Genomic DNA, 26221 nt, shown 5'->3' with positions numbered 1-26221 from the left:
GTTTGTGAGGAGGGCTTGTTTTATGGTAAAATGGTCTTATGAATAAAAGAATGAATGAGTTAGTCGCCTTGCTCAATCGCTATGCGACTGAGTACTATACCAGCGACAATCCGTCGGTTTCAGATAGTGAGTATGACCGCCTTTACCGTGAGTTGGTTGAGTTGGAGGCTGCCTATCCAGATCAAGTATTAGCAGACAGTCCGACCCATCGTGTTGGTGGCAAAGTCTTAGATGGTTTTGAAAAATACAGTCATCAGTATCCTCTTTATAGTTTGCAGGATGCTTTTTCACGTGAGGAGCTTGAAGCATTTGATACGCGTGTTCGTAAGGAAGTGGCTCATCCGACCTATATTTGTGAGCTGAAAATCGATGGCTTATCTATCTCGCTGACGTATGAAAAGGGGATTTTGGTTGCTGGTGTAACACGTGGAGATGGTTCTGTTGGTGAAAATATTACAGAAAACCTCAAGCGTGTCAAGGACATTCCTTTGACCTTGCCAGAAGAACTTGATATTACAGTTCGTGGGGAATGTTACATGCCACGCGCTTCTTTTGACCAGGTTAACCAAGGTCGCCAAGAAAATGGAGAGCCTGAATTTGCCAATCCTCGTAATGCGGCGGCAGGAACCTTGCGTCAGCTGGATACAGCAGTAGTTGCCAAGCGTAATCTTGCGACTTTCCTCTATCAAGAAGCCAGCCCTTCAACTCGTGATAGTCAAGAAAAGGTTTTGAAGCACCTAGAACAGCTTGGTTTTGTGGTCAATCCTAAGCGAATCTTGGCTGAAAATATAGATGAAATCTGGAATTTTATCCAAGAAGTAGGAGAGGAACGGGAAAATCTGCCTTATGATATCGATGGAGTGGTAATCAAGGTCAATGACCTAGCAGGCCAAGAAGAACTTGGTTTTACCGTTAAGGCTCCAAAGTGGGCAGTAGCCTACAAGTTCCCAGCTGAAGAAAAAGAAGCTCAACTCTTATCAGTTGACTGGACAGTTGGTCGTACCGGTGTTGTGACTCCAACTGCTAATCTGACTCCTGTTCAGCTAGCTGGTACAACTGTTAGCCGTGCAACTCTGCACAATGTGGATTATATTGCTGAAAAAGATATCCGCAAAGACGACACGGTTATCGTCTATAAGGCCGGGGACATCATCCCTGCCGTTTTACGTGTGGTAGAGTCCAAGCGGGTTTCTGAAGAAAAACTAGATATCCCTACAAACTGCCCAAGTTGTGACTCTGACTTGTTGCACTTTGAAGATGAAGTGGCTCTCCGTTGTATTAATCCGCGTTGCCCTGCTCAAATCATGGAAGGCTTGATTCACTTTGCTTCTCGTGATGCTATGAATATTACAGGCCTTGGTCCATCTATTGTTGAGAAACTTTTCGCTGCCAATTTAGTCAAGGATGTGGCGGATATTTATCGTTTGCAAGAAGAGGATTTCCTCCTTTTAGAGGGGGTTAAGGAAAAATCCGCTGCTAAACTGTATCAGGCTATCCAAGCATCTAAGGAAAATTCTGCCGAGAAGCTCTTGTTTGGTTTGGGAATTCGCCATGTCGGCAGTAAGGCCAGTCAGCTCTTACTTCAACATTTTCACTCGATTGAAAATCTGGCTCAGGCAGATCCAGAGGAAGTGGCTAGTATTGAAAGTCTGGGTGGTGTGATTGCCAAGAGTCTTCAGACTTATTTTGCGACAGAAGGCTCTGAAATTCTCCTCAGAGAATTGAAAGAAGCTGGGGTCAATCTGGACTATAAAGGACAGAGTGTTGTAGCGGATGCAGCCTTGTCAGGTTTGACCGTTGTATTGACTGGAAAATTAGAACGACTCAAGCGCTCAGAAGCTAAAAATAAACTCGAAAGTCTAGGTGCCAAGGTAACAGGCAGCGTTTCTAAAAAGACCGACCTCGTCGTGGCAGGTGCAGACGCTGGAAGTAAACTGCAAAAAGCACAAGAACTTGGTATTGAGGTTCGAGATGAAGCATGGCTAGAAAGTTTGTAATGTTCGTTTAAAACCAGAGTTTAGATAATTTGACTATGTCTGTTAATCGAGACGAGATTGGTCAAGAATTTATTAGTGAAACAGAAATAAATTAAAATAAAAAGGAAAAATAAAAATGTATACCTACCCTATGCGCATTCATTACCATCGCAAGAATGGCGAATATGACACTTGCTCTTTTGTAAAGAGTAAGGATCAACGAATTGATTTACTAACTTACCAAGAAGATTATTTTGGTGCTTTATTTAGCTTTGAACACCCAAGCGTTCATCCCTTAGAAAGCTTGAATTTTGTGGTTCATACAGGTCAAACTAGTAAAGAATATGCTATCCGTTTTAATCACTATCCCCTATTAACAGAGGTCTGGATTTTGGAAGGCGATGATAGGATTTATTACTCTGAAAATCCTGCTATTGCCAGTCCTTTCTATAAAAATCAAAATCCTTTTGCCTTTGATAAGGCCATTAACAGTGCTAGTTTTGACCATCATTGGGGTTACCAAGGGGAACTGGGTTGCCGTGTAGAGGACAATCAGGCTCATTTTTCCCTTTGGTCACCAACAGCGACAGCAGTGCAGGTTGTGGTTTATGAATCAGCTGCTAATGATACACCTGTTTGGAAAACTTTTGATATGGAAAGAGGCAATCGCTACTCTTATAACCATAAGGACAATACTATTGGTGTCTGGAGTTTGGATGTTGAGGAAGATTTGACTGGTAAGGCTTATCAGTATCAAGTCCAATTCCCTCATCACGAAACACTGACACGTGATCCTTATACAATCGCGACCAGCCCTGATGGCAAACGTTCAGCTATTTTGAGTCATGCAGAAAAGCAAGTTGAAAACTTTGAGGTTAAGCACGGTTTGGAGGCTACTTGGCGTTTGACAAATCCATGTAAGGCAGTTATTTGTGAAATGCATATTCGTGATTTGACCCAATCACCGACCTCAGGTGTGGATGAACATCTTCGAGGAACTTTCTTAGGTGCTGCTCAAACTGGAACGGTTAATCAGTATGGCCAGTCAACTGCTTTTGATCACATCAAGAAGTTGGGCTACAATTATGTTCAGTTGCAACCAATTGCAGACCGTCACAAAGAATACGATGAGGACGGGAATGTAACCTACAACTGGGGTTATGATCCACAAAACTATAACGCACCAGAAACTAGTTTTTCAACTAATCCAGAGGATCCAGCTCAGGTCATTCGCGACTTGAAGACCATGGTTCAAGCTTATCACGATGCGGGCATTGGTGTCATTATGGATGTGGTCTATAATCATACCTTCTCAGTAGTTGATGCACCTTTCCAAACAACAGTCCCTGATTACTATTATCGTATGAATCCAGACGGTACCTTCCAGAATGGAACGGGTGTTGGAAATGAAACAGCCAGTGAACACGAAATGTTCCGTAAGTACATGATTGATTCTCTTCTATACTGGGTGCAAGAATACAATATTGACGGCTTCCGCTTTGACTTGATGGGGATTCATGATGTCAAGACCATGCAGATGATTCGTCAGAGCTTGGATGAAATCGACCCTAACATTATCCTCTATGGAGAAGGATGGGATATGGGAACAGGCCTTGCCCCTTATGATAAGGCTAAGAAAGACAACGCCTACGAAATGCCAAATATTGGTTTCTTTAATGACAATCAGCGTGATGCTGTCAAAGGTGGAGAAGTTTACGGTGCAATTAAATCAGGTTTTGTCAGCGGTGCTGCGACAGAGCCAATTCTAGCCAAAGCAATCCTAGGAAGTCGTGAATTAGGAACCTATACACATCCAAATCAAGTGCTTAACTATGTGGAAGCCCATGACAATTACAATCTTCACGATTTATTGGCAACCCTACATCCAGACCAAAGTTCAGAACAAATCATGCGCAAGGTCGAGACAGCCACAGCCATGAATCTGCTCATGCAGGGGATGGCCTTTATGGAAATCGGTCAAGAATTTGGTCGTACCAAACTGGTTGCGACTGGTGAGAATGGTGAGTTGACACATGATGATAGAGAGCGTGCGATGAATAGCTATAATGCTCCAGACAGTGTGAACCAAGTGAACTGGGATTTGATCAATGAGCGTCAAGACAGTATTGAGTTTATCCGTCAAGTCATCCGATTGAAGACAAAAACTGGTGCCTTTTCTTACTCTAGCTATGATGAAATTTACCATCATGTCTTTGTGCATTCTGCGATTGAACATAGCGGCTGCCTTATCTATGAAGTTCACGGCAAAGAACACCTCTTGGTGGTTGTGAATGCTAAATCAGAACCCTATCAATTTGAAAATGCAGGAAATTTAGCTATGTTGGTAACCAACAGTCGCTCAAAAGAAGATAATGTTTTAGATGATATTAGTCTAGCCGTCTTGAGTGTTTTATAAAGACCATCTATCTCGCTATTCTAACACATCATTGGAAGTGAACGAATAGAAAGAGCTTAGCTAACAACTCACTTGTATAGAAAATTTGATAAATATTTTCATCAAACGTGTAAAATCAGGAAATTATTTTCCTGGTTTTATTTTTTGCTATAAAAAAATAATATTGGTGGCAAAAATACGAACTTTTTGGTATTATAGTAGAGAAAAGAAAGGCGTTTTCACATTTTTTTGAAAAAACATTGATTTACAAGTGGACACATCAGTGAATTTGTTGAAGATTTTCAAAATAATTTTAAAGAAGTATAGTAATTTACTTGAATCTTCTCTAAAAAGGTAGTATAATAAAAACATAGAAAACGCTTACATAAAAGAGGGGGTATTATGGATAAAAGAGAAGCTTTGCGCACCTTTATGACAGGAGAAAATTTTCACCTTCAGCATTATCTAGGAGCACATAAAGAGCAAGTGAATGGAGAGTGTGGCTATACTTTCCGTGTTTGGGCACCTAATGCTCAGGCTGTTCACTTGGTTGGTGATTTTACCAACTGGATTGAGGGTCAGATTCCAATGGTAAGAAATGACTTTGGGGTCTGGGAAGTCTTTACCAATATGGCTCAAGAAGGGCATATTTACAAATATCATGTCACACGTCAAAATGGTCATCAACTGATGAAGATTGACCCTTTTGCTGTCAGATATGAGGCTCGTCCAGGAACAGGGGCAATCGTAACAGAGCTTCCTGAGAAGAAATGGAGGGATGGACTTTGGCTGGCACGAAGAAAACGTTGGGGCTTTGCTGAACGTCCTGTCAATATCTATGAAGTTCACGCTGGCTCATGGAAAAGAAATCCTGATGGTAGTCCTTATAGTTTTGCCCAGCTCAAGGATGAACTCATTCCTTATCTCGTTGAAATGAACTATACTCATATTGAGTTTATGCCCTTGATGTCCCATCCTTTGGGCTTGAGTTGGGGGTATCAGCTTATGGGTTACTTCGCTTTAGAGCATGCCTATGGCCGACCAGAGGAGTTTCAAGATTTTGTCGAGGAGTGTCATATCCATAATATTGGGGTTATCGTAGACTGGGTACCCGGTCACTTTACCATCAACGATGATGCCTTAGCCTATTATGATGGGACACCGACTTTTGAATACCAAGACCATAATAAGGCTCATAACTATGGTTGGGGCGCTCTCAATTTTGACCTTGGAAAAAATGAAGTCCAGTCCTTCTTGATTTCTTGTATTAAGCATTGGATCGATGTCTATCATTTGGATGGTATTCGTGTGGATGCTGTTAGCAACATGCTCTATTTGGACTATGATGATGCTCCATGGACACCTAATAAAGATGGGGGAAATCTCAACTATGAAGGTTATTATTTCCTTCAACGCTTGAATGACATTATTAAGTTAGAATATCCAGATGTGATGATGATTGCAGAAGAAAGTTCGTCTGCAACCAAGATTACGGGAATGAAAGAGCTTGGTGGTCTAGGATTTGACTACAAATGGAACATGGGCTGGATGAATGATATCCTCCGTTTCTACGAAGAAGATCCGATTTATCGTAAATATGACTTTAACCTAGTGACTTTCAGCTTTATGTATGTTTTCAATGAAAACTATCTCTTGCCATTCTCGCACGATGAAGTGGTTCATGGCAAGAAGAGTATGATGCATAAGATGTGGGGAGATCGTTACAATCAATTCGCAGGCTTGCGCAATCTCTACACTTACCAAATTTGTCACCCTGGTAAGAAATTGCTCTTCATGGGTAGCGAATACGGTCAATTCCTAGAATGGAAATCTGAAGAACAGTTGGAGTGGTCTAACCTAGAAGACCCAATGAATGCTAAGATGAAGTATTTCACTTCTCAGCTAAACCAGTTTTACAAAGACAACCGCTGTCTGTGGGAAATTGATACCAGCTATGATGGTATTGAAATCATTGATGCGGATAATCGAGACCAGAGTGTTCTTTCCTTTATTCGTAAGGGTAAAAAGGGAGAAATGTTAGTCTGTATCTTTAACATGGCACCTGTTGAACGGAAAGATTTTACAATCGGATTACCCGTTGCAGGAATTTACGAAGAAGTCTGGAATACTGAGTTAGAAGAGTGGGGAGGCGTTTGGAAAGAACATAATCAAACTGTTCAAACGCAAGAAGGACTATGGAAAGATTATGAGCAGACCTTAACCTTTACCCTACCAGCTATGGGAGCTAGTGTCTGGAAAATCAAACGCCGCTTGAAACCTACTAAAACCGTCACAAGTAAAAACCAAAAAGGAGTAGAAAATGAAGAATGAAATGTTAGCTTTGATTCTTGCTGGTGGGCAAGGAACTCGTCTCGGTAAACTCACTCAAAGTATTGCAAAACCAGCTGTGCAATTTGGTGGGCGCTACCGCATCATTGACTTTGCCCTATCAAACTGTGCCAACTCAGGGATTCATAATGTTGGGGTCATTACACAGTATCAACCACTTGCTCTCAACAACCATATTGGGAATGGTTCAAGTTGGGGCTTAGACGGTATTAATTCAGGTGTCTCTATTCTTCAACCTTATTCTGCAAGTGAAGGAAATCGTTGGTTTGAAGGGACTAGTCACGCTATTTACCAAAATATCGACTATATCGACAGTGTCAATCCTGAGTATGTCTTGATTTTGTCTGGGGACCATATCTACAAAATGGACTATGATGATATGCTCCAATCTCACAAGGATAATAATGCCAGCTTGACAGTAGCAGTTTTAGACGTCCCTCTTAAAGAAGCGAGCCGTTTTGGTATCATGAACACAGATGCTAACAATCGTATTGTTGAATTTGAAGAAAAACCAGCTCAACCTAAATCTACAAAAGCTTCTATGGGAATCTACATTTTTGATTGGCAACGCCTTCGTAATATGTTAGTCGCTGCTGAAAAGAGTAAGGTTGACATGTCAGACTTTGGTAAAAATGTCATTCCAAATTACCTTGAGTCAGGTGAAAGTGTTTATGCTTACGAATTTAGCGGTTACTGGAAAGATGTTGGTACGATTGAGTCACTTTGGGAAGCGAACATGGAGTACATTTCTCCAGAAAATGCCTTGGATAGTCGTAACCGTCAATGGAAGATTTACTCAAGAAACTTGATTTCACCACCAAACTTCCTCGGGGCAAATGCTGATGTGGAAGACTCATTAGTTGTAGACGGATGTTTCGTTGATGGAACTGTTAAACATTCTATCCTTTCAACAGGCGCGCAAGTTCGCGAAGGAGCGGAAGTTGTTGATTCAGTTATCATGAGTGGAGCTATCATTGGTCAAGGAGCTAAGATTAAACGTGCCATTATTGGTGAAGGTGCGATTATTTCTGACGGTGTCGAAATTGATGGAACAGATGAAGTACAAGTTGTAGGATATGATGAAGTAGTGGGGGTAGCAACAGATGAAGATTGATAAATATTCTGCCATTTTAGGAAATACAGTTGGTTTTCATGATATGTCGACATTGACGGACCACCGTCCAGTAGCAAGTTTGCCATTTGGTGGGAAATATCGTTTGATTGACTTCCCGCTTTCTAGTCTTGCTAATGCAGGTGTTCGTAGTGTCTTTGGTATTTTCCAGCAGGATAATATCAGCTCAGTCTTTGACCATATCCGCTCAGGACGTGAGTGGGGCTTGTCAACTCTTCTTAGTCACTATTATCTAGGAATTTACAATACCCGTGTAGAAAGTAGCACAGTTGGAAAAGAATACTACCAACAGCTTCTTACTTATTTGAAACGTTCTGGCTCAAACCAAACGGTTGCCCTCAACTGCGATGTCTTGATTAACATTGATTTGAACCAAGTTTTCCACCTACATAGTACAACAAAAGGGCCTGTCACTGTAGTTTATAAAAAACTAGCTAAGAAAGATATTTCAGAAGTAAATGCAATCTTAGAAGTGGATGAAACAGACCATGTTCTTTCTCATAAACTCTTTGATAGTAAGTCAACAGCTGAAACGTTCAATATGTCTACAGATATCTTTGTCGTTGATACACCGTGGTTGATTGAACGCTTGGAAGAAGAAGCTAAAAAAGAACATCCAGAGAAGTTGCGTTATGTTTTACGGGATTTGGCTGCAAAAGAGGGAGCTTTCGCCTACGAGTATACAGGCTACCTTGCAAATATTCACTCTGTAGAGTCTTATTACAAAGCTAATAAAGATATGCTTGAATCACAAAAATTCTACTCTCTCTTCTCACCAAACCAAAAGATTTATACAAAGGTCAAAAATGAAGAGCCAACTTACTATGCTAATACATCTAAGGTAAGTACTTCTCAGTTTGCGTCTGGTAGTATCATTGAAGGTCAAGTGGCTCATTCTGTTCTATCACGTAATATTCATGTCCATAAGGATAGCCTGGTTAAAGATAGCCTGCTCTTCCCTCGTGTTGTGATTGGAGAAGGTGCTCAGGTCGAATATGCTATCTTGGACAAGGGTGTTGAAGTTGAGCCTGGTATTGTGATTCGAGGAACTGCAGAACATCCAGTTGTCGTTAAGAAAGGTAGCAAAGTAACAGAGGATATTCATTCATGAAAATTTTATTTGTAGCAGCAGAGGGTGCACCCTTTTCAAAAACAGGTGGTCTGGGAGACGTCATTGGCGCTCTTCCTAAATCACTAGTAAAAGCGGGACATGAAGTTGCAGTAATTTTACCCTACTATGACATGGTAGAGGCTAAATTTGGAAATCAGATTGAAGATGTTCTTCATTTCGAGGTGAGTGTTGGTTGGCGCAGACAGTACTGTGGGATTAAGAAAACCGTCTTAAACGGTGTAACCTTCTACTTTATTGACAGCCAATATTATTTCTTCCGTGGCCATGTTTACGGTGATTTTGATGATGGGGAACGTTTCGCTTTCTTCCAACTTGCCGCCATTGAGGCTATGGAAAGGATTGACTTCATTCCTGACCTTCTCCATGTTCATGACTACCATACAGCCATGATACCGTTCTTGTTAAAGGAAAAATACCGTTGGATTCAAGCCTATCAAGGTATTAAAACTGTTTTAACCATTCATAATTTGGAATTTCAAGGACAATTTTCAGAAGGAATGTTATGGGATTTGTTTGGAGTTGGCTTTGAGCGTTATGCTGATGGTACCCTTCGCTGGAACAACTGTCTGAACTGGATGAAGGCTGGTATTCTTTATGCTGACCGTGTTTCAACAGTTTCACCTAGTTATGCTCATGAAATTATGACCAGTCAGTTCGGATGTAACTTGGATCAGATTCTTCGAATGGAGTCTGGTAAAGTTTCTGGTATCGTGAATGGGATTGATGCTGACCTTTATAATCCTCAGACGGATGCTCTTTTAGACTATCATTTTAATCAGGAAGATTTGTCTGGGAAAGCCCAAAACAAGGCAAAATTACAAGAAAGAGTTGGCTTGCCAGTTAGAGCTGACGTTCCACTGGTGGGAATTGTTTCTCGTTTGACACGTCAAAAAGGTTTTGATGTGGTGGTAGAAAGTCTGCACCATATCTTGCAAGAAGATGTTCAGATTGTTCTTTTGGGAACTGGAGATCCAGCCTTTGAAGGAGCTTTCTCATGGTTTGCTCAGATTTACCCAGACAAGCTATCAGCAAATATCACTTTTGATGTCAAACTTGCTCAAGAAATCTACGCTGCTTGTGACCTCTTCCTCATGCCAAGTCGTTTTGAACCGTGTGGCTTGTCTCAAATGATGGCGATGCGTTACGGAACCTTGCCGTTGGTCCATGAAGTTGGAGGCTTGCGAGATACCGTTCGCGCTTTCAATCCAATCGAAGGGAGCGGTACTGGCTTTAGCTTTGACAATCTATCTCCTTACTGGTTAAATTGGACTTTCCAAACAGCATTGGACTTGTATAGAAATCATCCTGATATTTGGAAAAACATACAAAAACAAGCTATGGAGTGTGACTTCTCATGGGATACAGCCTGCAGGTCATATCTTGACTTGTACCATAGTTTAGTTAATTAATAGATAAAATCGTATGATGACTTCATACGATTTTTAGGCTGTTTAGAGAGGAGAACTGATGTCTCAAGTAAAAGGTTTGTGTGTTATGGATGTGGATGGAACCTTAATCCTAGAAGAAGTGATTGATTTGTTGGGAAGAGATATAGGTCGTGAGGAAGAAATTTCGCAGATTACAAGTCGGGCAATGCGAGGAGAGTTGGACTTTGAAAGCAGTTTACGAGACAGAGTGTTCTTCTTGGAAGGTCTTCCTATTTCGGTATTTGATAAAATCTTCAACTCTATTCATCTAACGCCAAATGCCCAAGAATTCATTTCCATTCTCCAACAGAATGGCATTCTAGTTGGTCTGGTGTCTGGTGGATTTACACCAATAGTTGAAAGATTAGCAAAATCTCTAGGGATTGCCTATTTCTCTGCCAATCAACTTGAAGTCAAAGATGGTCTTTTAACTGGAAAATTGATTGGACAACTTATCAGTCCCCAGGTCAAAAAAGAGATTCTGGAAAAATGGAGAGAGGAACTCAAACTTCCTAGAGAAAGAACAGTTGCAATCGGTGATGGGGCCAATGACCTATTAATGTTGAAGTCGGCGGGACTTGGAATCGCCTTTTGTGCCAAAGAAGTGCTCAAAAAAGAAATACAACATCATGTTGACAAGAGGGATTTTTTAGAAGTACTTCCTTTGATTGACTGTTTAGAATGAGGGAAAATATGAAGATTGTTATTGCACCAGATTCGTTTAAGGAAAGCTTGACTGCTGAAGAGGTAGCTGAATCTATTAAAAGAGGCTTCCAACAATCGATAGCAGATGTAGACTGTCTCCTCTGTCCTGTTGGTGATGGTGGGGAAGGTACTGTAGATGCTATCCGACAATCTCTTGACCTTGAAGAAAAATGGATCCAAGTGACAGGCCCTTTTGGACAAAAAGAAGCCATGCGCTATTTTCAAAAAGGGGAACTGGCACTATTTGAAGTAGCTGATTTGGTTGGCCTTGGAAAAATTCCGCTAGAGAAACGAAATCCACTTCAAATCCAAACTTGTGGTATTGGAGAGTTGATTCGCCATCTCATTGCTCAAGGGATTAAAGATATCTATATTGGCGTTGGTGGTACGGCCAGTAATGACGGAGGAATTGGGATCGCTGCTGGTTTAGGCTATCAATTTTATGATAGGGATGGAGATGTCTTGCCCGCTTGCGGTCAGTCCTTATTAAACTTAGCTTCTGTTTCAACAGAAAATCGCTATGAAATTCCTGAAGATGTTCAAATTCGTATTTTAGCAGATGTCGTGAGTCCCTTATGTGGTCATCAAGGTGCGACCTATACTTTTGGCAAACAAAAAGGCCTAGATCCTACTATGTTTGAGGTCGTAGATCAAGCGATCCAAGATTTTTATGAAAAAGTCTCCCCTGCAACATTGGAAATTAAAGGAGCAGGAGCTGGTGGAGGCCTTGCTGGTGGTTTGTGTGCCTTTGCTCAGGCAAATATCGTGTCTGGAATTGATACATGTTTAGATTTGATTGATTTTGATAAGAAAGTTGCAGATGCTGATTTAGTTATCGTTGGCGAAGGTAGACTGGACAGTCAAAGCTTTGCTGGGAAAGCGCCGATAGGCGTAGCAAAAAGAACCCCTGTCGGAGTTCCTGTTATTGCTATTTGTGGTAGTCTTGCTGAAGATTTACCATCCCTACCATTTGAAAATATCCAAGCTGCCTTTTCTATTTTAGAGAAAAGCGAACCTTTAGAAGATAGTTTGAAAAATGCCAGTCTCTATCTGGAGCGCAAGGCTGCCAATATCGGGCATTTATTAAATATGCGCAAGATTTAGCCAAACCATTTCTTCCATAAAGATGTTTTGACTGGTTCTTCCTTTTTACCTTCCCAAAGTTTTGCAAAAGCAAGTCGAAGATCCTTTTCTTCTACTTGAACGGGTGCATTGCTATGGATAACAAGACCGAAGGGAGAAGAAGTATGCTCTTCAGACACAATGGTAGCTTGACTATCAGCTTCTTTAGCTTCTTTTAAGTAGAAAACTTGCTTGTCAAATTCGATAGTTGGTGAGATTTTCACAAATAGTGGCTCAGCCTTTTCCTGAAGGTTCTCTAAAATAGATAAAAAGCCTTTTTCTAGCTGAAGGCTATTTGCCGTGTCAATATCTGCATAGCCAAGAACTCTTTCCTCAAAAGTACCAAGATAGCGTCTTTGCTCATCCGGATTTAGTTTTGGCCCACCATGAGCTTTTTCAAGTAATTGTTTTGATAAATCTGTCATGAAAATAGTATATCATAAAAGTTAGAATAAAACAGACAAAAGAAAGCGATTACTTTATAAAGTTAAGGAAAATTTGCACAAAGATAACGTTTTTTCTTGAAAAAGGAGGGGTTTTAAGGTATTATAGAGGTGTAAAAAATTTAACTCATAAGGAGAGTAAAAAATGTCAATTATTACTGATGTTTACGCTCGCGAAGTCCTAGACTCACGCGGTAACCCAACACTTGAAGTAGAAGTTTACACTGAATCAGGTGCTTTCGGACGTGGTATGGTTCCATCAGGAGCTTCTACTGGTGAACACGAAGCAGTTGAACTTCGCGACGGTGACAAATCTCGTTACGGTGGTCTTGGTACACAAAAAGCTGTTGACAACGTAAACAACATCATTGCTGAAGCTATCATTGGCTACGATGTACGTGATCAACAAGCTATCGACCGTGCTATGATCGCTCTTGACGGTACTCCTAACAAAGGTAAATTGGGTGCAAATGCAATCCTTGGTGTGTCTATCGCTGTAGCTCGTGCTGCCGCTGACTACCTTGAAATCCCACTTTACAGCTACCTTGGTGGATTCAATACTAAAGTTCTTCCAACTCCAATGATGAACATCATCAACGGTGGTTCTCACTCTGACGCTCCAATCGCTTTCCAAGAATTCATGATCGTACCTGCTGGTGCGCCATCATTCAAAGAAGCTCTTCGTTGGGGTGCTGAAATCTTCCATGCTCTTAAGAAAATCCTTAAATCTCGTGGTTTGGAAACAGCCGTAGGTGACGAAGGTGGATTTGCTCCTCGTTTTGAAGGAACTGAAGACGGAGTTGAAACTATCCTTGCTGCTATCGAAGCTGCTGGATATGTTCCTGGTAAAGACGTATTTATCGGATTTGACTGTGCTTCATCAGAATTCTACGATAAAGAACGTAAAGTTTACGACTACACTAAATTCGAAGGTGAAGGAGCAGCTGTACGTACTGCTGCAGAACAAATCGATTACCTTGAAGAATTGGTAAACAAATACCCAATCATCACTATCGAAGATGGTATGGATGAAAATGACTGGGACGGTTGGAAAGCTCTTACTGAACGTCTTGGTGGTAAAGTTCAATTGGTTGGTGACGACTTCTTCGTAACAAACACTTCTTACCTTGAAAAAGGTATTGCAGAAGGTGCTGCTAACTCAATCCTTATCAAAGTTAACCAAATCGGTACTCTTACTGAAACATTCGACGCTATCGAAATGGCGAAAGAAGCTGGTTACACTGCCGTTGTATCACACCGTTCAGGTGAAACTGAAGATTCAACAATCGCTGACATCGCAGTTGCAACTAACGCAGGACAAATCAAGACTGGTTCACTTTCACGTACAGACCGTATCGCTAAATACAACCAATTGCTTCGCATCGAAGACCAACTTGGTGAAGTAGCTGAATACCGTGGATTGAAATCATTCTACAACCTTAAGAAATAATCGTTGATTTAACAACGTTTCTAGCCCCTCGGATTTTATCCGAAGGGCTATTTTTGTATTTAGGGGGCAAAAAAGGGGCAAAACTTTTTAAAAAATCTTTTTCATAACTTTATCCAGTACATTGATTGCTTCATCTTTCATGTTCTTTGTGACGTGGGTATAGATGGAATTAGTAACATCAGAATCAGAATGTCCAACCCTATCCATGATTGTTTTTAGCGGAATTTTATTTTCAGCTAAAATGCTAATAGTTGTATGTCTGAAGATGTGAGGGGACAGATGTTTAGGAATTGGTTTTTTAAGGCGTTCGTTTGCTCGCTGGAGAGACTTGCTTAGAATTGAACTATGGATTGGCTTACCAGTGTTTGTGACGAATATACGAGTGCTTTTGTACCAATTTGGGTCAGTATTTTCACTGAGCTGGTTCAGTTCAATCATTTTGTCTAGTATCTCAATTTCTCTTTTAGTTAAGTGGGTAGTTCGAAAGCTTGCAAAAGTCTTAGTACCGTCATCATCTGGAATGTATCGGTTGAATGTTGTATGGATGTCTAATGTATTGCTATCTTTGTGATATTTATCTAACATAAGACTAGCCAATATCTCCAAACAATTGAGAACTATAAAAGTTTGATTAGTAACTGACTAGTCCTTGTGTTATCTTGCTATATCGTGCAGAAATATTTCTATGTACAAGGTTCTAATACCTATATTTTTGACAATAATATAAGAAAATAGTATACTAAATAGACAGTCATTTATTGTAGTGATAACGGTTAGGAGAAAATAGTGTTAAAACGTATTTTAAATATAGCATTAGCTTATGTCGGTGTTGTTATTGGTGCTGGACTATCTTCAGGCCAAGATTTAATGCAATACTTTGTTAGTTTTGGTAAATGGGGTATCATTGGAACGATTGTTCTTGGAATCATAAGTATTATTTTTGGTAAAATTATCATTACCTTAGGAAGCTATTTCCGTTCAAATGATCATTTTGAAGTTCTTTCCCAAATTGCCGGGCCTATTACTAATAAGATTCTTGATTTTGCTTTAATTGTTTCCTGCTTTGTAATTGGTTTTGTTATGATTGCTGGGGCTGGTTCAAACCTTAACCAACAATTTGGTTTGCCATTTTGGTTGGGAGGATTGATTTGTGCTATCTTGGTCATTATTGTCAGTTTTCTTAATTTTGAAAAGATTACCAGCGTTCTTGGGATATTTACTCCTTTGGTCTTTGTCATGATTATCATTATGGCAGTCCATACGTTCGTAGGGAAAAGTTTTGATTTTGAAGAGTTAGAAGCAATCACAGCTACACTTTCTTCTCCGATGCCCAATGTATGGGTTTCTTTACTAAATTATTTCGCACTAACTGTTATGACTGGTGTATCCATGGCATTTGTCTTAGGAGGTTCTGTCATGAGAATTGGTGTTGCGGAAAAAAGTGGTCTCTTAGGTGGACTTGTAGTTAGTTTGATTATTACCGTAGCAACTGGTATTTTATACGCCAATATAAAACTTGTTTCAACTGTTGATATTCCTATGTTAACAATTGCGGAGCAAATTCATCCTCTATTTTCTTTGCTGTATGCTCTAATTATTTTTGGACTTATTTTTAATACAGCTTTCAGTTTATTTTATGCCTTGGCAAAACGTTTCTCTTCAAACAAACCGAAGCGCTTTTACCCTATTCTAATTGCTACGGTCGCTATAGGATATGGTTTATCTTTTATGGGATTTAAAGAATTAGTCTCCATTATGTATCCTCTTTTAGGTTATGTCGGTTGTCTAATGCTGGTCATTTTAGCAGTGGCATGGATAAAAGAAAGAGGAAACATCAAAGGGGAAAAATCTTTAAGACGAAAGATGATTCGATTGATAACCAAAAAATATGACGATGAACAAGAATATACTATTAGAGATAAGGCGACATTTCACCAACTTGGTGAAGATTCTATTATAGATACTAAAAGTATCAAAAGTGATATCAAGGATTTGGTGAAAGAACAGTTTGTTGATGATGATGCAAAACATGATGGAAGCGTCTTATCTTAAATGATAATAAAGTTGGAGAAAAATATTTACAAACAGGAAAGCGCATCTTATCAGGTGTCAAAAACACTTGATAAGATGCCTTTTATTGTAATACTAGATAATTTATATTCTCTTAAAAATTTCTTCAAACCATGTCAGTCTAATCTACAAATTCAAAACAGTGTCTTGAGCTGACCGCGTTAGTTTGATCTGTAACCTCAAAGTTCTGCTTTAAGTAAGCTGTGGCTAGATTTTTAGTTTGCTATTTGATTTTGATTGAGTATCATTTCATATTCTCTTAAAAATTGAGTTTTTTCATCCTTAGCTGTGCCTGCCTCTGAAGTATTTTCATTTTCAGATTAGTAGACAATGAACATTAACTCGTCTATCTGCTAGTAGCTAGTCAGAGAAAGACTGACTTATGTATGGGGAAAATCTTCTTTCAAGTGAGCTTTATCTTTATCCGGAACTAGAAAATAGCAATAATATCTACAAACTATATTCCATCGTGGGGAGGAGAGAGACTAGTTTGGATGATTAAGAACAACCTACTAGTAAAAAATAGATCATTTTTTAATATGAGATAAAAACCGATATTAAAAGCAATTTATTTCTATTTTTTAACATTTCATTGTATAATAGCAATATACGCAAATATCATGTGTCATCAGGTTAATACTCTTAGAAAATCTTTTTAAACCACGTCAGGCTAATATACAGACTCAAAACAATGTCGTGAGTAGCCTGCGTCTAGTTTCCTAGTTTACGCTTTGATTTTCATCGAGAATAACCTTTCTATTTCAATTTTAAGGAGAAAATACAGAGTGAAAAAAATAATGCTAATTATCAATCCAACTTCTGGAGGAGAAAAAGCTTTAGATTACAAAGAGAAGCTGGAGAATAAAGCAAGAGAGTATTTTGATGATGTGGAAACTAAAATTACTCAAAAAGCCAAAGATGCTACAAATTTCGCAGAAGAAGCTGCTAGAGAAAGATATGAATCAATTCTAGTTTTTGGTGGAGATGGTACAGTCAATGAAGTTATTTCAGGGATTGCTGAAAGGGACTATATTCCTAAACTGGGAATTATACCAGGTGGTACTGGTAACCTGATTACAAAACTTTTAGAAATCAATCAAGATATTGACGGAGCTATTGAAGAACTGGATTTCAATTTAACTGATAAGATTGATATTGGAAAAGCAAATGGTCACTATTTTGGATATATCTTTAGTATCGGGTCTCTCCCTGAAGCCATTCATAATGTTGAAATTGAAGATAAAACGAAATTTGGTATCTTGGCCTATGCAGTTAATACCATGAAGTCAGTCATGACAGATCAAGTCTTTAACATTAAAGTCGAAACCGAAAATGGAAATTACCTTGGGGAAGCAAGTCATGTTTTAGTACTTCTAACAAATTATTTTGCCGATAAAAAAATCTTTGAAGAAAACAAGGATGGATATGCAAATATTCTAATTTTGAAAGATGCTTCTATATTCTCTAAATTATCTTTGATTCCGGATTTGTTAAAAGGAGATCTTGTAGAGAATGAAAATATTGAATATATAAAGGCACGTACTATTAAAATTTCTTCTGATATCGAATTAGAGTCCGATGTTGATGGCGATAAATCAGATAATCTACCAGTCGATATCAAGGTACTAGGACAACACATTGAAGTCTACTCTGGACCTAGGGAACAATCATAAAACTCAAAGCCTTGTTACCGAGGCTTTTTTATTATGTGATTTTCAGTAGCCAGATTTATTCTATCTAATACAAGTAAAGCTAAGTATTTAAGATTTAGTAGATGATGAAGAAAAGAAAGGATGGTCTAAATATTTTAACAGATTTACGAGGCTAATAATGGTATAATAAAAGGTAATGAAAAATTCCAACGAGGCTGAGATGAAATTACTTTATACTGATATTCGGACTTCTTTGACAGAAATTCTAACCAGAGAGGCGGAGGAGTTAGTTGCTGCTGGCAAGCGAGTCTTCTATATCGCTCCTAACTCTCTTTCTTTTGAAAAGGAACGTGCCGTGCTGGAATGCTTGCCCCAGCAGGCTTCTTTTGCGATTACCGTCACGCGCTTTGCTCAAATGGCTCGTTATCTGGTCTTGAATGATTTACCAGCTAAAACTACTCTTGATGATATCGGTCTTGGGATGGTATTTTACAGATGCCTTGCAGAACTTGACCCCAAGGATTTACGAGTATACGGCGCCATCAAGCAGGATCCTCAGTTTATCCAGCAGTTGATTGAGCTTTACCACGAGATGACCAAAGCTCAGATGAGTTTTTTGGACTTGGAGAGTTTGACGGATGAGGACAAGCGAGCAGACTTACTCTTGATTTTTGAGAAAGTAACGGCCTACCTCAATCAAGAGCAGTTAGCTCAGGGAAGTCAGTTGTCCCATTTGATTGAAGCTATTGAGAATGACAAAGTTAGTAGTGATTTTACTCAAATTGCCTTGGTTATTGATGGATTTACCCGTTTTTCTGCCGAAGAAGAGCGAATTGTGGACTTACTTCATGGGAAGGGTGTTGAGATTGTTATTGGGGCTTATGCGAGTAAGAAAGCTTATACTAGTCCTTTTAGTGAGGGCAATCTTTACCAAGCCAGTGTGGAGTTTCTCCATCATCTAGCCTCTAAATACCAAACGCCTGCTCAAGACTATTCTCAAACTCATGAGAAGATGGATAGCTTTGACAAGGCCTCTCGTTTGCTAGAGTCTTCTTATGATTTTTCAGAACTCACATTGGATGTCGATGAGAAGGACCGTGAAAACTTACAAATCTGGTCTTGCTTGACGCAAAAAGAAGAGTTGGAGTTGCTAGCCCGTAGCATTCGTCAGAAATTGCATGAGAACTCAGACCTGAGTTACAAGCATTTTCGTATTCTCTTGGGTGATGTGGCTTCTTACCAGTTATCTCTCAAAACTATTTTTGACCAGTACCAGATTCCTTTCTATCTTGGTAGAAGCGAATCCATGGCTCATCATCCCTTGACACAGTTTGTCGAGTCTATTTTGGCTTTGAAACGCTATCGTTTCCGTCAGGAGGATTTGATAAACCTTCTCAGAACAGGTTTGTATACCGACCTCAGTCAGGCTGATATTGACGCTTTTGAGCAATATATCCGCTATCTTGGTATCAATGGCTTGCCAGCCTTTCAGCAAACCTTCACCAAATCCCACCATGGAAAATTTAATCTTGAGCGTTTGAATGCCCTTCGCCTGAGAATTTTAGAACCTCTTGAAACTCTCTTTGCCAGCCGAAAGCAGAAGGCTGAAAATCTCTTGCAAAAGTGGAATAGCTTTCTAAAAGAAAGTTCAGTGACCAAGCAGTTACAAGATTTGACAGCCACTATGGAAACTGTAGAACAGGAAAGACAAGCCGAGGTCTGGAAGACATTCTGTCATGTTTTAGAACAATTTGCGACCGTTTTTGCTGGTTCACAAGTTAGTCTGGAGGACTTCCTTGCCTTGCTCCATTCTGGAATGAGTTTGTCCCAATACCGTACTATTCCAGCGACAGTGGACACCGTTCTGGTGCAGAGTTACGATTTGATTGCACCACTGACTGCTGACTTTGTCTATGCCATTGGGCTGACTCAGGACAATTTACCAAAAATTGCGCAAAACACTAGTCTTTTGACAGATGAAGAAAGGCAAAACCTAAACCAAGCGACAGAAGAGGGGAGTCAATTGCTGATTGCCAGCAGTGAAAACCTCAAGAAAAATCGCTATACTATGCTTTCTTTGGTCAATTCTGCTCGTAAAGAGTTAATCTTGTCAGCTCCAAGCCTTTTTAACGAAAGTGAAAGTAAGGAGTCAGCCTATCTTCAAGAACTGGTCCATTTTGGATTTAGTCGGAGAGAGAGGAGGATGAATCACAAAGGGCTATCTAAGGAGGATATGGGTTCCTATCACAGTCTTTTGTCCAGTCTGGTTGCCTATCACCAGCAGGGCGAGATGAGTGAGACGGAGCAAGATTTGACCTTTGTCAAGGTTCTTGCGCGTGTCATGGGTAAAAAACTAGAACTGCAAGGTCTGGAAAATCCAGCCCTCCCAATCAGTCCAAGCAGTAAGCAGTTGACCAAGGATACCTTACAAGCTCTCTATCCTGCTGAACAGAAGTTTTACCTTTCTACATCAGGTTTGACGGAGTTTTACCGGAACCAATACAGTTATTTCCTACGTTATGTTTTAGGCTTGCAGGAGGAATTACGTTTGCGTCCTGATGCCCGTAGTCACGGAAATTTCTTGCACCGTATTTTTGAACGAGCCTTGCAGTTGCCTGACGAAGATTCTTTTGACCAACGTTTAGAACAAGCTATTCAAGAAACCAGTCAAGAACGCGAATTTGAAGCTATTTATCAAGAAAGTTTGGAAGCCCAGTTTACCAAGGAAATTCTGCTTGATGTGGCACGGACGACTGGCCATATTCTCCGACACAATCTAGCCATCGAAACCATCAAAGAGGAAGCGAATTTCGGTGGGAAAGAGCAAGCCTTTATTCAATTGGACAATGGACGCAGTGTCCATGTACGAGGTAAGGTTGACCGGATTGACCGTTTGAAAGCTGATGGGGCGATAGGAGTGGTAGACTACAAATCCAGTCTGACTCAGTTCCAGTTTCCTCATTTCTTTAATGGGCTCAATTCCCAGTTACCAACCTATCTTGCTGCTCTAAAAAGAGAAGGGGAGCAGAACTTTTTTGGTGCTATGTACTTGGAAATGGCTGAACCTGTCCAATCTTTGATGGCCGTTAAGAATTTGGCAGGTGCAGTCGTAGAAGCCAGCAAATCTATGAAATACCAAGGACTCTTTTTAGAAAAAGAAAGCAGTCATTTGGGCGATTTTTACAACAAAAACAAGGCTAATCAGCTGACAGATGAGGAATTTCAGCTCCTACTGGACTACAATGCCTGTCTTTACAAGAAAGCTGCTGAGAAGATTTTAGCAGGCCAGTTCGCCATTAACCCTTATACTGAAAATGGCAGAAGTATTGCACCGTATGTTCAGCAACACCAAGCCATCACAGGATTTGAAGCCAATTACCACTTGGGTCAAGCCCGTTTCCTAGAAAAGTTGGACCTGGCTGATGGCAAGCGTCTGGTCGGAGAAAAACTCAAGCAAGCTTGGTTTGAAAAAATAAGAGAGGAGTTGAATCGATGAAGCCCATTCCCTTTTTAAGTGAAGAGGAGATTCAAAAACTGCAAGATGCAGAAGCGCAGTCGAGCAAGGAACAAAAGAAAACTGCTGAGCAAATCGAAGCCATCTACACTTCTGGTCAAAATATCCTCGTTTCAGCATCGGCTGGTTCTGGGAAAACATTTGTCATGGCCGAGCGTATTCTGGACCAATTAGCGCGTGGTGTCGAAATTTCTCAACTCTTTATCTCAACCTTTACCGTTAAGGCTGCGACTGAACTTAAAGAACGTTTGGAGAAAAAAATCAGCCAACAAATCCAAGAAAGCGATGACATTGATCTCAAACAACACTTGGGTCGTCAGTTGGCAGACCTACCCAATGCTGCCATCGGTACCATGGACTCTTTTACACAAAAATTCCTTGGTAAACATGGCTATCTGCTTGATATTGCGCCTAATTTCCGTATTTTACAAAACCAGAGCGAGCAACTCCTTCTAAAAAATGAAGTCTTTCATGAGGTCTTTGAAGCCCATTACCAAGGTAAACAGAAAGAGACCTTTAGCCATTTACTAAAAAATTTTGCTGGACGTGGAAAAGATGAACGGGGGTTGCGCCAGCAAGTCTATAAAATCTATGACTTCCTCCAATCCACCAGTAATCCTCAGAAATGGCTGAGTGAATCTTTCTTAAAAGGCTTTGAAAAAGCTGATTTTACCAGTGAAAAAGAAAAACTAACTGAGCAAATCAAACAAGCCCTTTGGGATTTGGAAAGCTTTTTCCGTTATCATCTGGACAATGATGCCAAGGAGTTTGCAAAGGCTGCTTATTTAGAAAATGTTCAGTTGATTCTGGATGAAATTAGCTCCTTAAATCAGGAGTCCGATAGTCAGGCTTATCAAGTAGTGCTTGTGCGTGTTGTCGCAATTTCGAAAGAGAAAAACGGTCGAGCTCTGACTAATGCCAGTCGTAAGGCTGATTTGAAGCCACTGGCCGATGCCTACAACGAAGAAAGAAAGACCCAGTTTGCTAAACTAGGACAACTGTCAGACCAGATAACCATTCTCGACTATCAAGAACGTTATCATGGAGACACTTGGAAACTAGCTAAAACCTTCCAAACCTTCATGAGTGATTTTGTGGAGGCTTATCGTCAGAGAAAACGACAGGAAAATGCCTTTGAATTCGCTGATATAAGCCATTACACTATCGAGATTTTAGAGAATTTCCCGCAAGTCTGTGAGGCTTATCAGGAGCGTTTCCACGAAGTCATGGTCGATGAGTATCAGGATACCAATCACATTCAAGAACGGATGCTGGAATTGCTGTCTAATGGCCATAATCGCTTTATGGTGGGGGATATCAAGCAATCTATCTACCGTTTCCGTCAGGCAGACCCGCAGATTTTCAATGAAAAATTCCAACGCTATGCGCAAAATCCCCAAGAAGGCAAGCTGATTCTCCTAAAGGAAAATTTCCGTAGTAGTTCAGAAGTGCTATCAGCAACCAATGATGTTTTTGAACGTCTCATGGACCAAGAGGTCGGCGAAATCAACTATGATAACATGCACCAGCTTGTTTTTGCCAATACCAAACTGACTTCTAATCCTGATAACAAGGCAGAATTTCTCCTCTATGACAAGGACGACACAGGTGAGGAAGAAGAGAGCCGAGCAGACATTAACTTAACAGGTGAGATGCGCTTAGTCATCAAGGAGATTCTGAAACTTCATCAGGAGAAAGGTGTTGCCTTTAAAGAAATTGCCCTTTTGACCTCCAGCCGCAGTCGTAATGACCAGATTCTTCTCGCCCTGTCTGAGTACGGGATTCCTGTCAAAACTGACGGAGAGCAAAACAATTATCTCCAATCCCTAGAAGTGCAAGTCATGTTAGATACTCTTCGTGTCATTCACAATCCCCTGCAAGACTATGCCTTGGTTGCCCTTATGAAGTCTCCAATGTTTGGCTTTGATGAAGACGAGTTAGCACGTTTGTCCCTTCAGAAAGCAGAGGATAAAGTCCAAGAAAATCTCTATGAGAAACTGATCAATGCACAAAAAATGCTAACAATCCAGAAAAACTTGATTCACACGGCTCTAGCTGAGAAACTAAAGCAATTCCTGGATATCTTGGCTTCTTGGCGCTTGTATGCCAAGACCCACTCCCTCTATGACTTGATTTGGAAGATTTATAACGACCGTTTTTATTATGACTATGTTGGAGCCTTGCCAAATGGTCCTGCTAGACAGGCCAATCTCTATGCCCTAGCACTGCGTGCTGATCAATTTGAAAAGAGCAATTTCAAAGGCTTGTCTCGTTTTATTCGTATGATTGATCAGGTTTTAGAAGCCCAGCACGATTTGGCAAGCGTGGCTGTCGCACCGCCAAAAGATGCAGTAGAGCTCATGACCATCCACAAGAGTAAAGGGCTGGAGTTTCCTTACGTCTTTATTCTCAATATGGATCAAGATTTCAACAAGCAAGACTCTATGTCAGAGGTCATTCTCAGCCGTAAAAATGGGCTTGGTGTCAAATATATTGCTAAAATGGAGACAGGAGCAGTGGAAGATCACTATCCTAAAACCATCAAGCTCTCTATTCCTAGCCTGACCTATAGGCAGAATGAAGAGGAATTACAGCTGGCAAGCTATTCTGAGCAAATGCGTCTGCTGTATGTTGCCATGACGCGGGCTGAGAAAAAGCTCTATCTTGTCGGCAAGGGTTCTCGTGAAAAGCTGGAAGCCAAGGAATACCCAGCAGCTAAAAATGGAAAACTAAATAGCAACACTAGACTCCAAGCCAAGAATTTCCAAGATTGGCTTTGGGCTATCAGCAAAGTGTTTGCCAAGGATCATCTCAACTTTAGCTATCGTTTTGTTGGTGAAGATCAGCTGACTAGAGAAGCTATAGGTCAGTTGGAAAACAAAAGTCCTCTCCAAGCTAGCTCTCAAGCAGACAATCGTCAGTCAGAAACCATCAAAGAAGCCCTTGAAATGCTGAAAGAGGTGGAAGTTTATAATACTCTTCATCGGGCAGCCATTGAACTGCCTAGTGTTCAAACACCAAGTCAAATCAAGAAATTCTACGAACCTGTTATAGATATGGAAGGTGTCGAGATTGCTAGTCAAGGCCAGTTAGTAGACAAGAAAATTAGTTTTGATTTACCAGATTTTTCAACCAAAGAAAAGGTAACAGGAGCTGAGATTGGTAGTGCTACCCACGAACTCATGCAGAGAATTGACCTCAGTCAGCGACCAACACTTGCTAGCCTGACAGAAACTCTCAAACAAGTTCAAACCAGCCCAGCTGTTAGGGACAAGATCAATCTTGCTAAAATTCTTGCATTCTTTGACACAGCACTCGGTCAGGAAATTCTCGCCAATACCAACCATCTCTATCGCGAGCAACCTTTCTCCATGCTCAAACGTGACCAAAAGAGTCAGGAAGACTTTGTTGTCCGTGGTATCCTTGATGGCTATCTACTTTACGAAGACAAAATTGTTCTGTTCGACTATAAGACAGACCGCTATGATGAACCAAGTCAACTCGTAGACCGCTATCGTGGTCAGTTAGCCCTATACGGAGAGGCTTTATCTCGAGCCTATTCGATTGAAAATATTGAAAAATACTTGATTTTACTCGGTAAAGACGAGGTTCAAGTTGTAAAAGTATAATCTAGAAAGGAGACCTCATGACACTTCCAGTTAGAAAATCCCTACACGATGCGGTTTTACAGGCTTCAAAAGCTGATACTTGGGAACAAGCTACCAAGGAATGGAATGAAGTTTCCTTGATTTTTAACGGTATCGGCCGTAGCAATTGTATCTGTGGGAATGCCATCAAGTACGCCTACGAACTCTTTAATGGTGTCACAGGCCAACGTCTCTTTCCAATTGGTAGCGACTGTGTTCGTCATTTTCATCGATTGTCCCTTGACCAGCAATTGGAAGAAGAAGAAAAACTGCTCAGAAAGGTTGAAAATCTAACCAGAAAAGTTCAGAAAAAGGAAAAAATCAAGGTCAATAAAAGTGACTTTGACGAGCGACTTCTAAAATGGCTCTGGGAAAAAGGTGTTTTCAAGCCTAATCGCGGCAATCAATTTACACCTGAGAGAGACTACCAGCTCTTCCTAGAAGTCTTTCAAGGAGGAAGTTGGACCAAGGCGGAGCCAAAGAAAAAGGCTCGGATGGAAGAAGTCCTTGAAAAGTGTATCAAACCCTTTTTACTTGGAAAACCAGATGACCAACTCTACCTTGTCAAACTAGGTAAGGAGAAAATTGACTACGAACAAGAACTCCGTATCCAGGCAGAGAAAGAGCGCAAAAAGAGAGATAAAATCGCCAAGCAATATGCAGACAATCTGGTCCTAGCCATGGGACCCGCAGAGCGTGCTTATCAGGATTACTTTGGATTTACAGAAACCTTGACTCAAGAAGAACGCAAGTGGGAGAAAATTCTTTTTGGTAAAAATCGGACAGAACGGGCTATCAAGGCCAAACAATACCAAAAAGAGCTGGAAAAAGACCAACGAATTGCCAGTCAGGATCCAATTGAAAGAAAGCAGAAGCAGACCTGGCTCCTCAATTCCTATTTTCGTGAGCTTCCTGAAGAAAAAGCCCGATTTGCTCGGCTCTTATTAGAATATCGAAAAAGTGGAGAAGTGCCTTTTTCAACTGAATACTTATCAGACCATCTGCTCGACTTTTTCTATAAAATGAAAGCCTTTGAGTTTGAAATCTCACCAGAACAAGTCCGCGATTTTCTAAAAGAAAGCCTTCAGACAGAACATCTATCCTCAGCACAAGAAAGCTGGATAGAAGGAATTCTCCTCAACTGCATCAAACCATTTTTAGAACGATTAGTGATATGAGTAACACCTACCGTGTAAATTCCATGGTA

The 26221-nt window shown here is 40.4% G+C and carries 16 protein-coding genes; 14 read left to right on the top strand and 2 right to left on the bottom strand.

Features of this window, described 5'->3' with window-relative positions; translation table 11 throughout:
* Positions 1-38 precede the first annotated feature (38 nt).
* The 8 genes from ligA to HT721_RS09035 all read left to right on the top strand — a co-directional run bounded on the left by ligA (position 39) and on the right by HT721_RS09035 (position 12220).
* A complete protein-coding gene (gene ligA, locus HT721_RS09070; RefSeq protein WP_173212652.1) occupies positions 39-1997 on the top strand; it encodes an NAD-dependent DNA ligase LigA in 1959 nt (652 codons plus the stop codon).
* Positions 1998-2112: 115 nt separating this feature from the next.
* Positions 2113-4392 carry a type I pullulanase gene (pulA, locus tag HT721_RS09065; RefSeq protein ID WP_173212650.1) on the top strand — a complete coding sequence of 760 codons (2280 nt, stop codon included), beginning with the start codon at positions 2113-2115 and terminating at the stop codon, positions 4390-4392.
* Positions 4393-4773: 381 nt separating this feature from the next.
* Positions 4774-6702 (top strand): 1,4-alpha-glucan branching protein GlgB, encoded by a 1929-nt coding sequence (gene glgB, locus HT721_RS09060; RefSeq protein ID WP_173212648.1) that lies wholly within the window; start codon positions 4774-4776, stop codon positions 6700-6702.
* Complete coding sequence (locus tag HT721_RS09055; protein WP_049512069.1) at positions 6692-7834, top strand: glucose-1-phosphate adenylyltransferase; 1143 nt, start codon at positions 6692-6694, stop codon at positions 7832-7834. The genes glgB and HT721_RS09055 overlap by 11 nt, the downstream gene beginning before the upstream one ends.
* Positions 7824-8963: a glucose-1-phosphate adenylyltransferase subunit GlgD gene (gene glgD, locus HT721_RS09050; RefSeq protein WP_173212646.1), complete on the top strand. Its 1140-nt coding sequence runs from the start codon at positions 7824-7826 to the stop codon at positions 8961-8963. The genes HT721_RS09055 and glgD overlap by 11 nt, the downstream gene beginning before the upstream one ends.
* Positions 8960-10393 (top strand): glycogen synthase GlgA, encoded by a 1434-nt coding sequence (gene glgA / locus HT721_RS09045; protein WP_173212644.1) that lies wholly within the window; start codon positions 8960-8962, stop codon positions 10391-10393. Before glgD ends, glgA begins: the two co-directional genes overlap by 4 nt.
* A 58-nt stretch (positions 10394-10451) precedes the next feature.
* Positions 10452-11096: a phosphoserine phosphatase SerB gene (gene serB, locus HT721_RS09040; RefSeq protein WP_173212642.1), complete on the top strand. Its 645-nt coding sequence runs from the start codon at positions 10452-10454 to the stop codon at positions 11094-11096.
* Between the two features lie 8 nt (positions 11097-11104).
* Complete coding sequence (locus HT721_RS09035; protein ID WP_173212640.1) at positions 11105-12220, top strand: glycerate kinase; 1116 nt, start codon at positions 11105-11107, stop codon at positions 12218-12220.
* Here the strand turns inward: HT721_RS09035 and HT721_RS09030 are convergent.
* Positions 12217-12663 carry a DUF1694 domain-containing protein gene (locus HT721_RS09030; protein ID WP_173212638.1) on the bottom strand — a complete coding sequence of 149 codons (447 nt, stop codon included), beginning with the start codon at positions 12661-12663 and terminating at the stop codon, positions 12217-12219. The two genes, HT721_RS09035 and HT721_RS09030, sit on opposite strands and share 4 nt — an antisense overlap.
* 163 nt (positions 12664-12826) lie before the next feature.
* Here HT721_RS09030 and eno point away from each other — a divergent pair, with 163 nt between their 5' ends.
* A complete protein-coding gene (eno, locus tag HT721_RS09025) occupies positions 12827-14131 on the top strand; it encodes a surface-displayed alpha-enolase (RefSeq protein WP_000022821.1) in 1305 nt (434 codons plus the stop codon).
* Between the two features lie 87 nt (positions 14132-14218).
* Here the strand turns inward: eno and HT721_RS09020 are convergent, their stop codons facing one another.
* On the bottom strand, positions 14219-14716 hold the full coding sequence (locus tag HT721_RS09020) for a tyrosine-type recombinase/integrase (protein WP_240149567.1): 498 nt from the start codon (positions 14714-14716) through the stop codon (positions 14219-14221).
* A 201-nt stretch (positions 14717-14917) separates the two neighbouring features.
* Between HT721_RS09020 and HT721_RS09015 the strand changes: the two genes are divergently transcribed.
* The 5 genes from HT721_RS09015 (at position 14918) to HT721_RS08995 (ending at position 26192) form a co-directional block, all read left to right on the top strand.
* The gene (locus HT721_RS09015) at positions 14918-16183 is read left to right on the top strand and encodes a hypothetical protein (RefSeq protein ID WP_050242696.1); all 1266 of its coding nucleotides are present in this window, start codon (positions 14918-14920) and stop codon (positions 16181-16183) included.
* Positions 16184-16986: 803 nt separating this feature from the next.
* A complete protein-coding gene (locus HT721_RS09010) occupies positions 16987-17874 on the top strand; it encodes a YegS/Rv2252/BmrU family lipid kinase (RefSeq protein WP_173212636.1) in 888 nt (295 codons plus the stop codon).
* Positions 17875-18073: 199 nt separating this feature from the next.
* Complete coding sequence (gene rexB / locus HT721_RS09005) at positions 18074-21349, top strand: ATP-dependent nuclease subunit B (protein ID WP_173212634.1); 3276 nt, start codon at positions 18074-18076, stop codon at positions 21347-21349.
* Positions 21346-24996 (top strand): helicase-exonuclease AddAB subunit AddA, encoded by a 3651-nt coding sequence (gene addA / locus HT721_RS09000; protein ID WP_173212631.1) that lies wholly within the window; start codon positions 21346-21348, stop codon positions 24994-24996. Before rexB ends, addA begins: the two co-directional genes overlap by 4 nt.
* A gap of 17 nt (positions 24997-25013) precedes the next feature.
* Positions 25014-26192 carry a hypothetical protein gene (locus HT721_RS08995; RefSeq protein WP_173212629.1) on the top strand — a complete coding sequence of 393 codons (1179 nt, stop codon included), beginning with the start codon at positions 25014-25016 and terminating at the stop codon, positions 26190-26192.
* The last annotated feature ends 29 nt before the right edge of the window (positions 26193-26221 follow it).

Source organism: Streptococcus sp. 4094, assembly GCF_013277125.1.
Lineage (GTDB): Bacteria > Bacillota > Bacilli > Lactobacillales > Streptococcaceae > Streptococcus.
This window is presented reverse-complemented; position numbering and strand designations above follow the sequence as displayed.

Excerpts from the sequence above, each read along its gene's own strand:
- addA (WP_173212631.1), top strand. The coding sequence starts at position 21,346 with ATGAAGCCCATTCCCTTTTTAAGTGAAGAGGAGATTCAAAAACTGCAA.
- HT721_RS09055 (WP_049512069.1), top strand. The coding sequence starts at position 6,692 with ATGAAGAATGAAATGTTAGCTTTGATTCTTGCTGGTGGGCAAGGAACT.
- glgA (WP_173212644.1), top strand. The coding sequence starts at position 8,960 with ATGAAAATTTTATTTGTAGCAGCAGAGGGTGCACCCTTTTCAAAAACA.
- glgD (WP_173212646.1), top strand. The coding sequence starts at position 7,824 with ATGAAGATTGATAAATATTCTGCCATTTTAGGAAATACAGTTGGTTTT.
- HT721_RS09030 (WP_173212638.1), bottom strand. The coding sequence starts at position 12,663 with ATGACAGATTTATCAAAACAATTACTTGAAAAAGCTCATGGTGGGCCA.
- HT721_RS09020 (WP_240149567.1), bottom strand. The coding sequence starts at position 14,716 with ATGTTAGATAAATATCACAAAGATAGCAATACATTAGACATCCATACA.
- HT721_RS08995 (WP_173212629.1), top strand. The coding sequence starts at position 25,014 with ATGACACTTCCAGTTAGAAAATCCCTACACGATGCGGTTTTACAGGCT.
- serB (WP_173212642.1), top strand. The coding sequence starts at position 10,452 with ATGTCTCAAGTAAAAGGTTTGTGTGTTATGGATGTGGATGGAACCTTA.
- HT721_RS09035 (WP_173212640.1), top strand. The coding sequence starts at position 11,105 with ATGAAGATTGTTATTGCACCAGATTCGTTTAAGGAAAGCTTGACTGCT.
- eno (WP_000022821.1), top strand. The coding sequence starts at position 12,827 with ATGTCAATTATTACTGATGTTTACGCTCGCGAAGTCCTAGACTCACGC.
- rexB (WP_173212634.1), top strand. The coding sequence starts at position 18,074 with ATGAAATTACTTTATACTGATATTCGGACTTCTTTGACAGAAATTCTA.
- pulA (WP_173212650.1), top strand. The coding sequence starts at position 2,113 with ATGTATACCTACCCTATGCGCATTCATTACCATCGCAAGAATGGCGAA.
- ligA (WP_173212652.1), top strand. The coding sequence starts at position 39 with ATGAATAAAAGAATGAATGAGTTAGTCGCCTTGCTCAATCGCTATGCG.
- glgB (WP_173212648.1), top strand. The coding sequence starts at position 4,774 with ATGGATAAAAGAGAAGCTTTGCGCACCTTTATGACAGGAGAAAATTTT.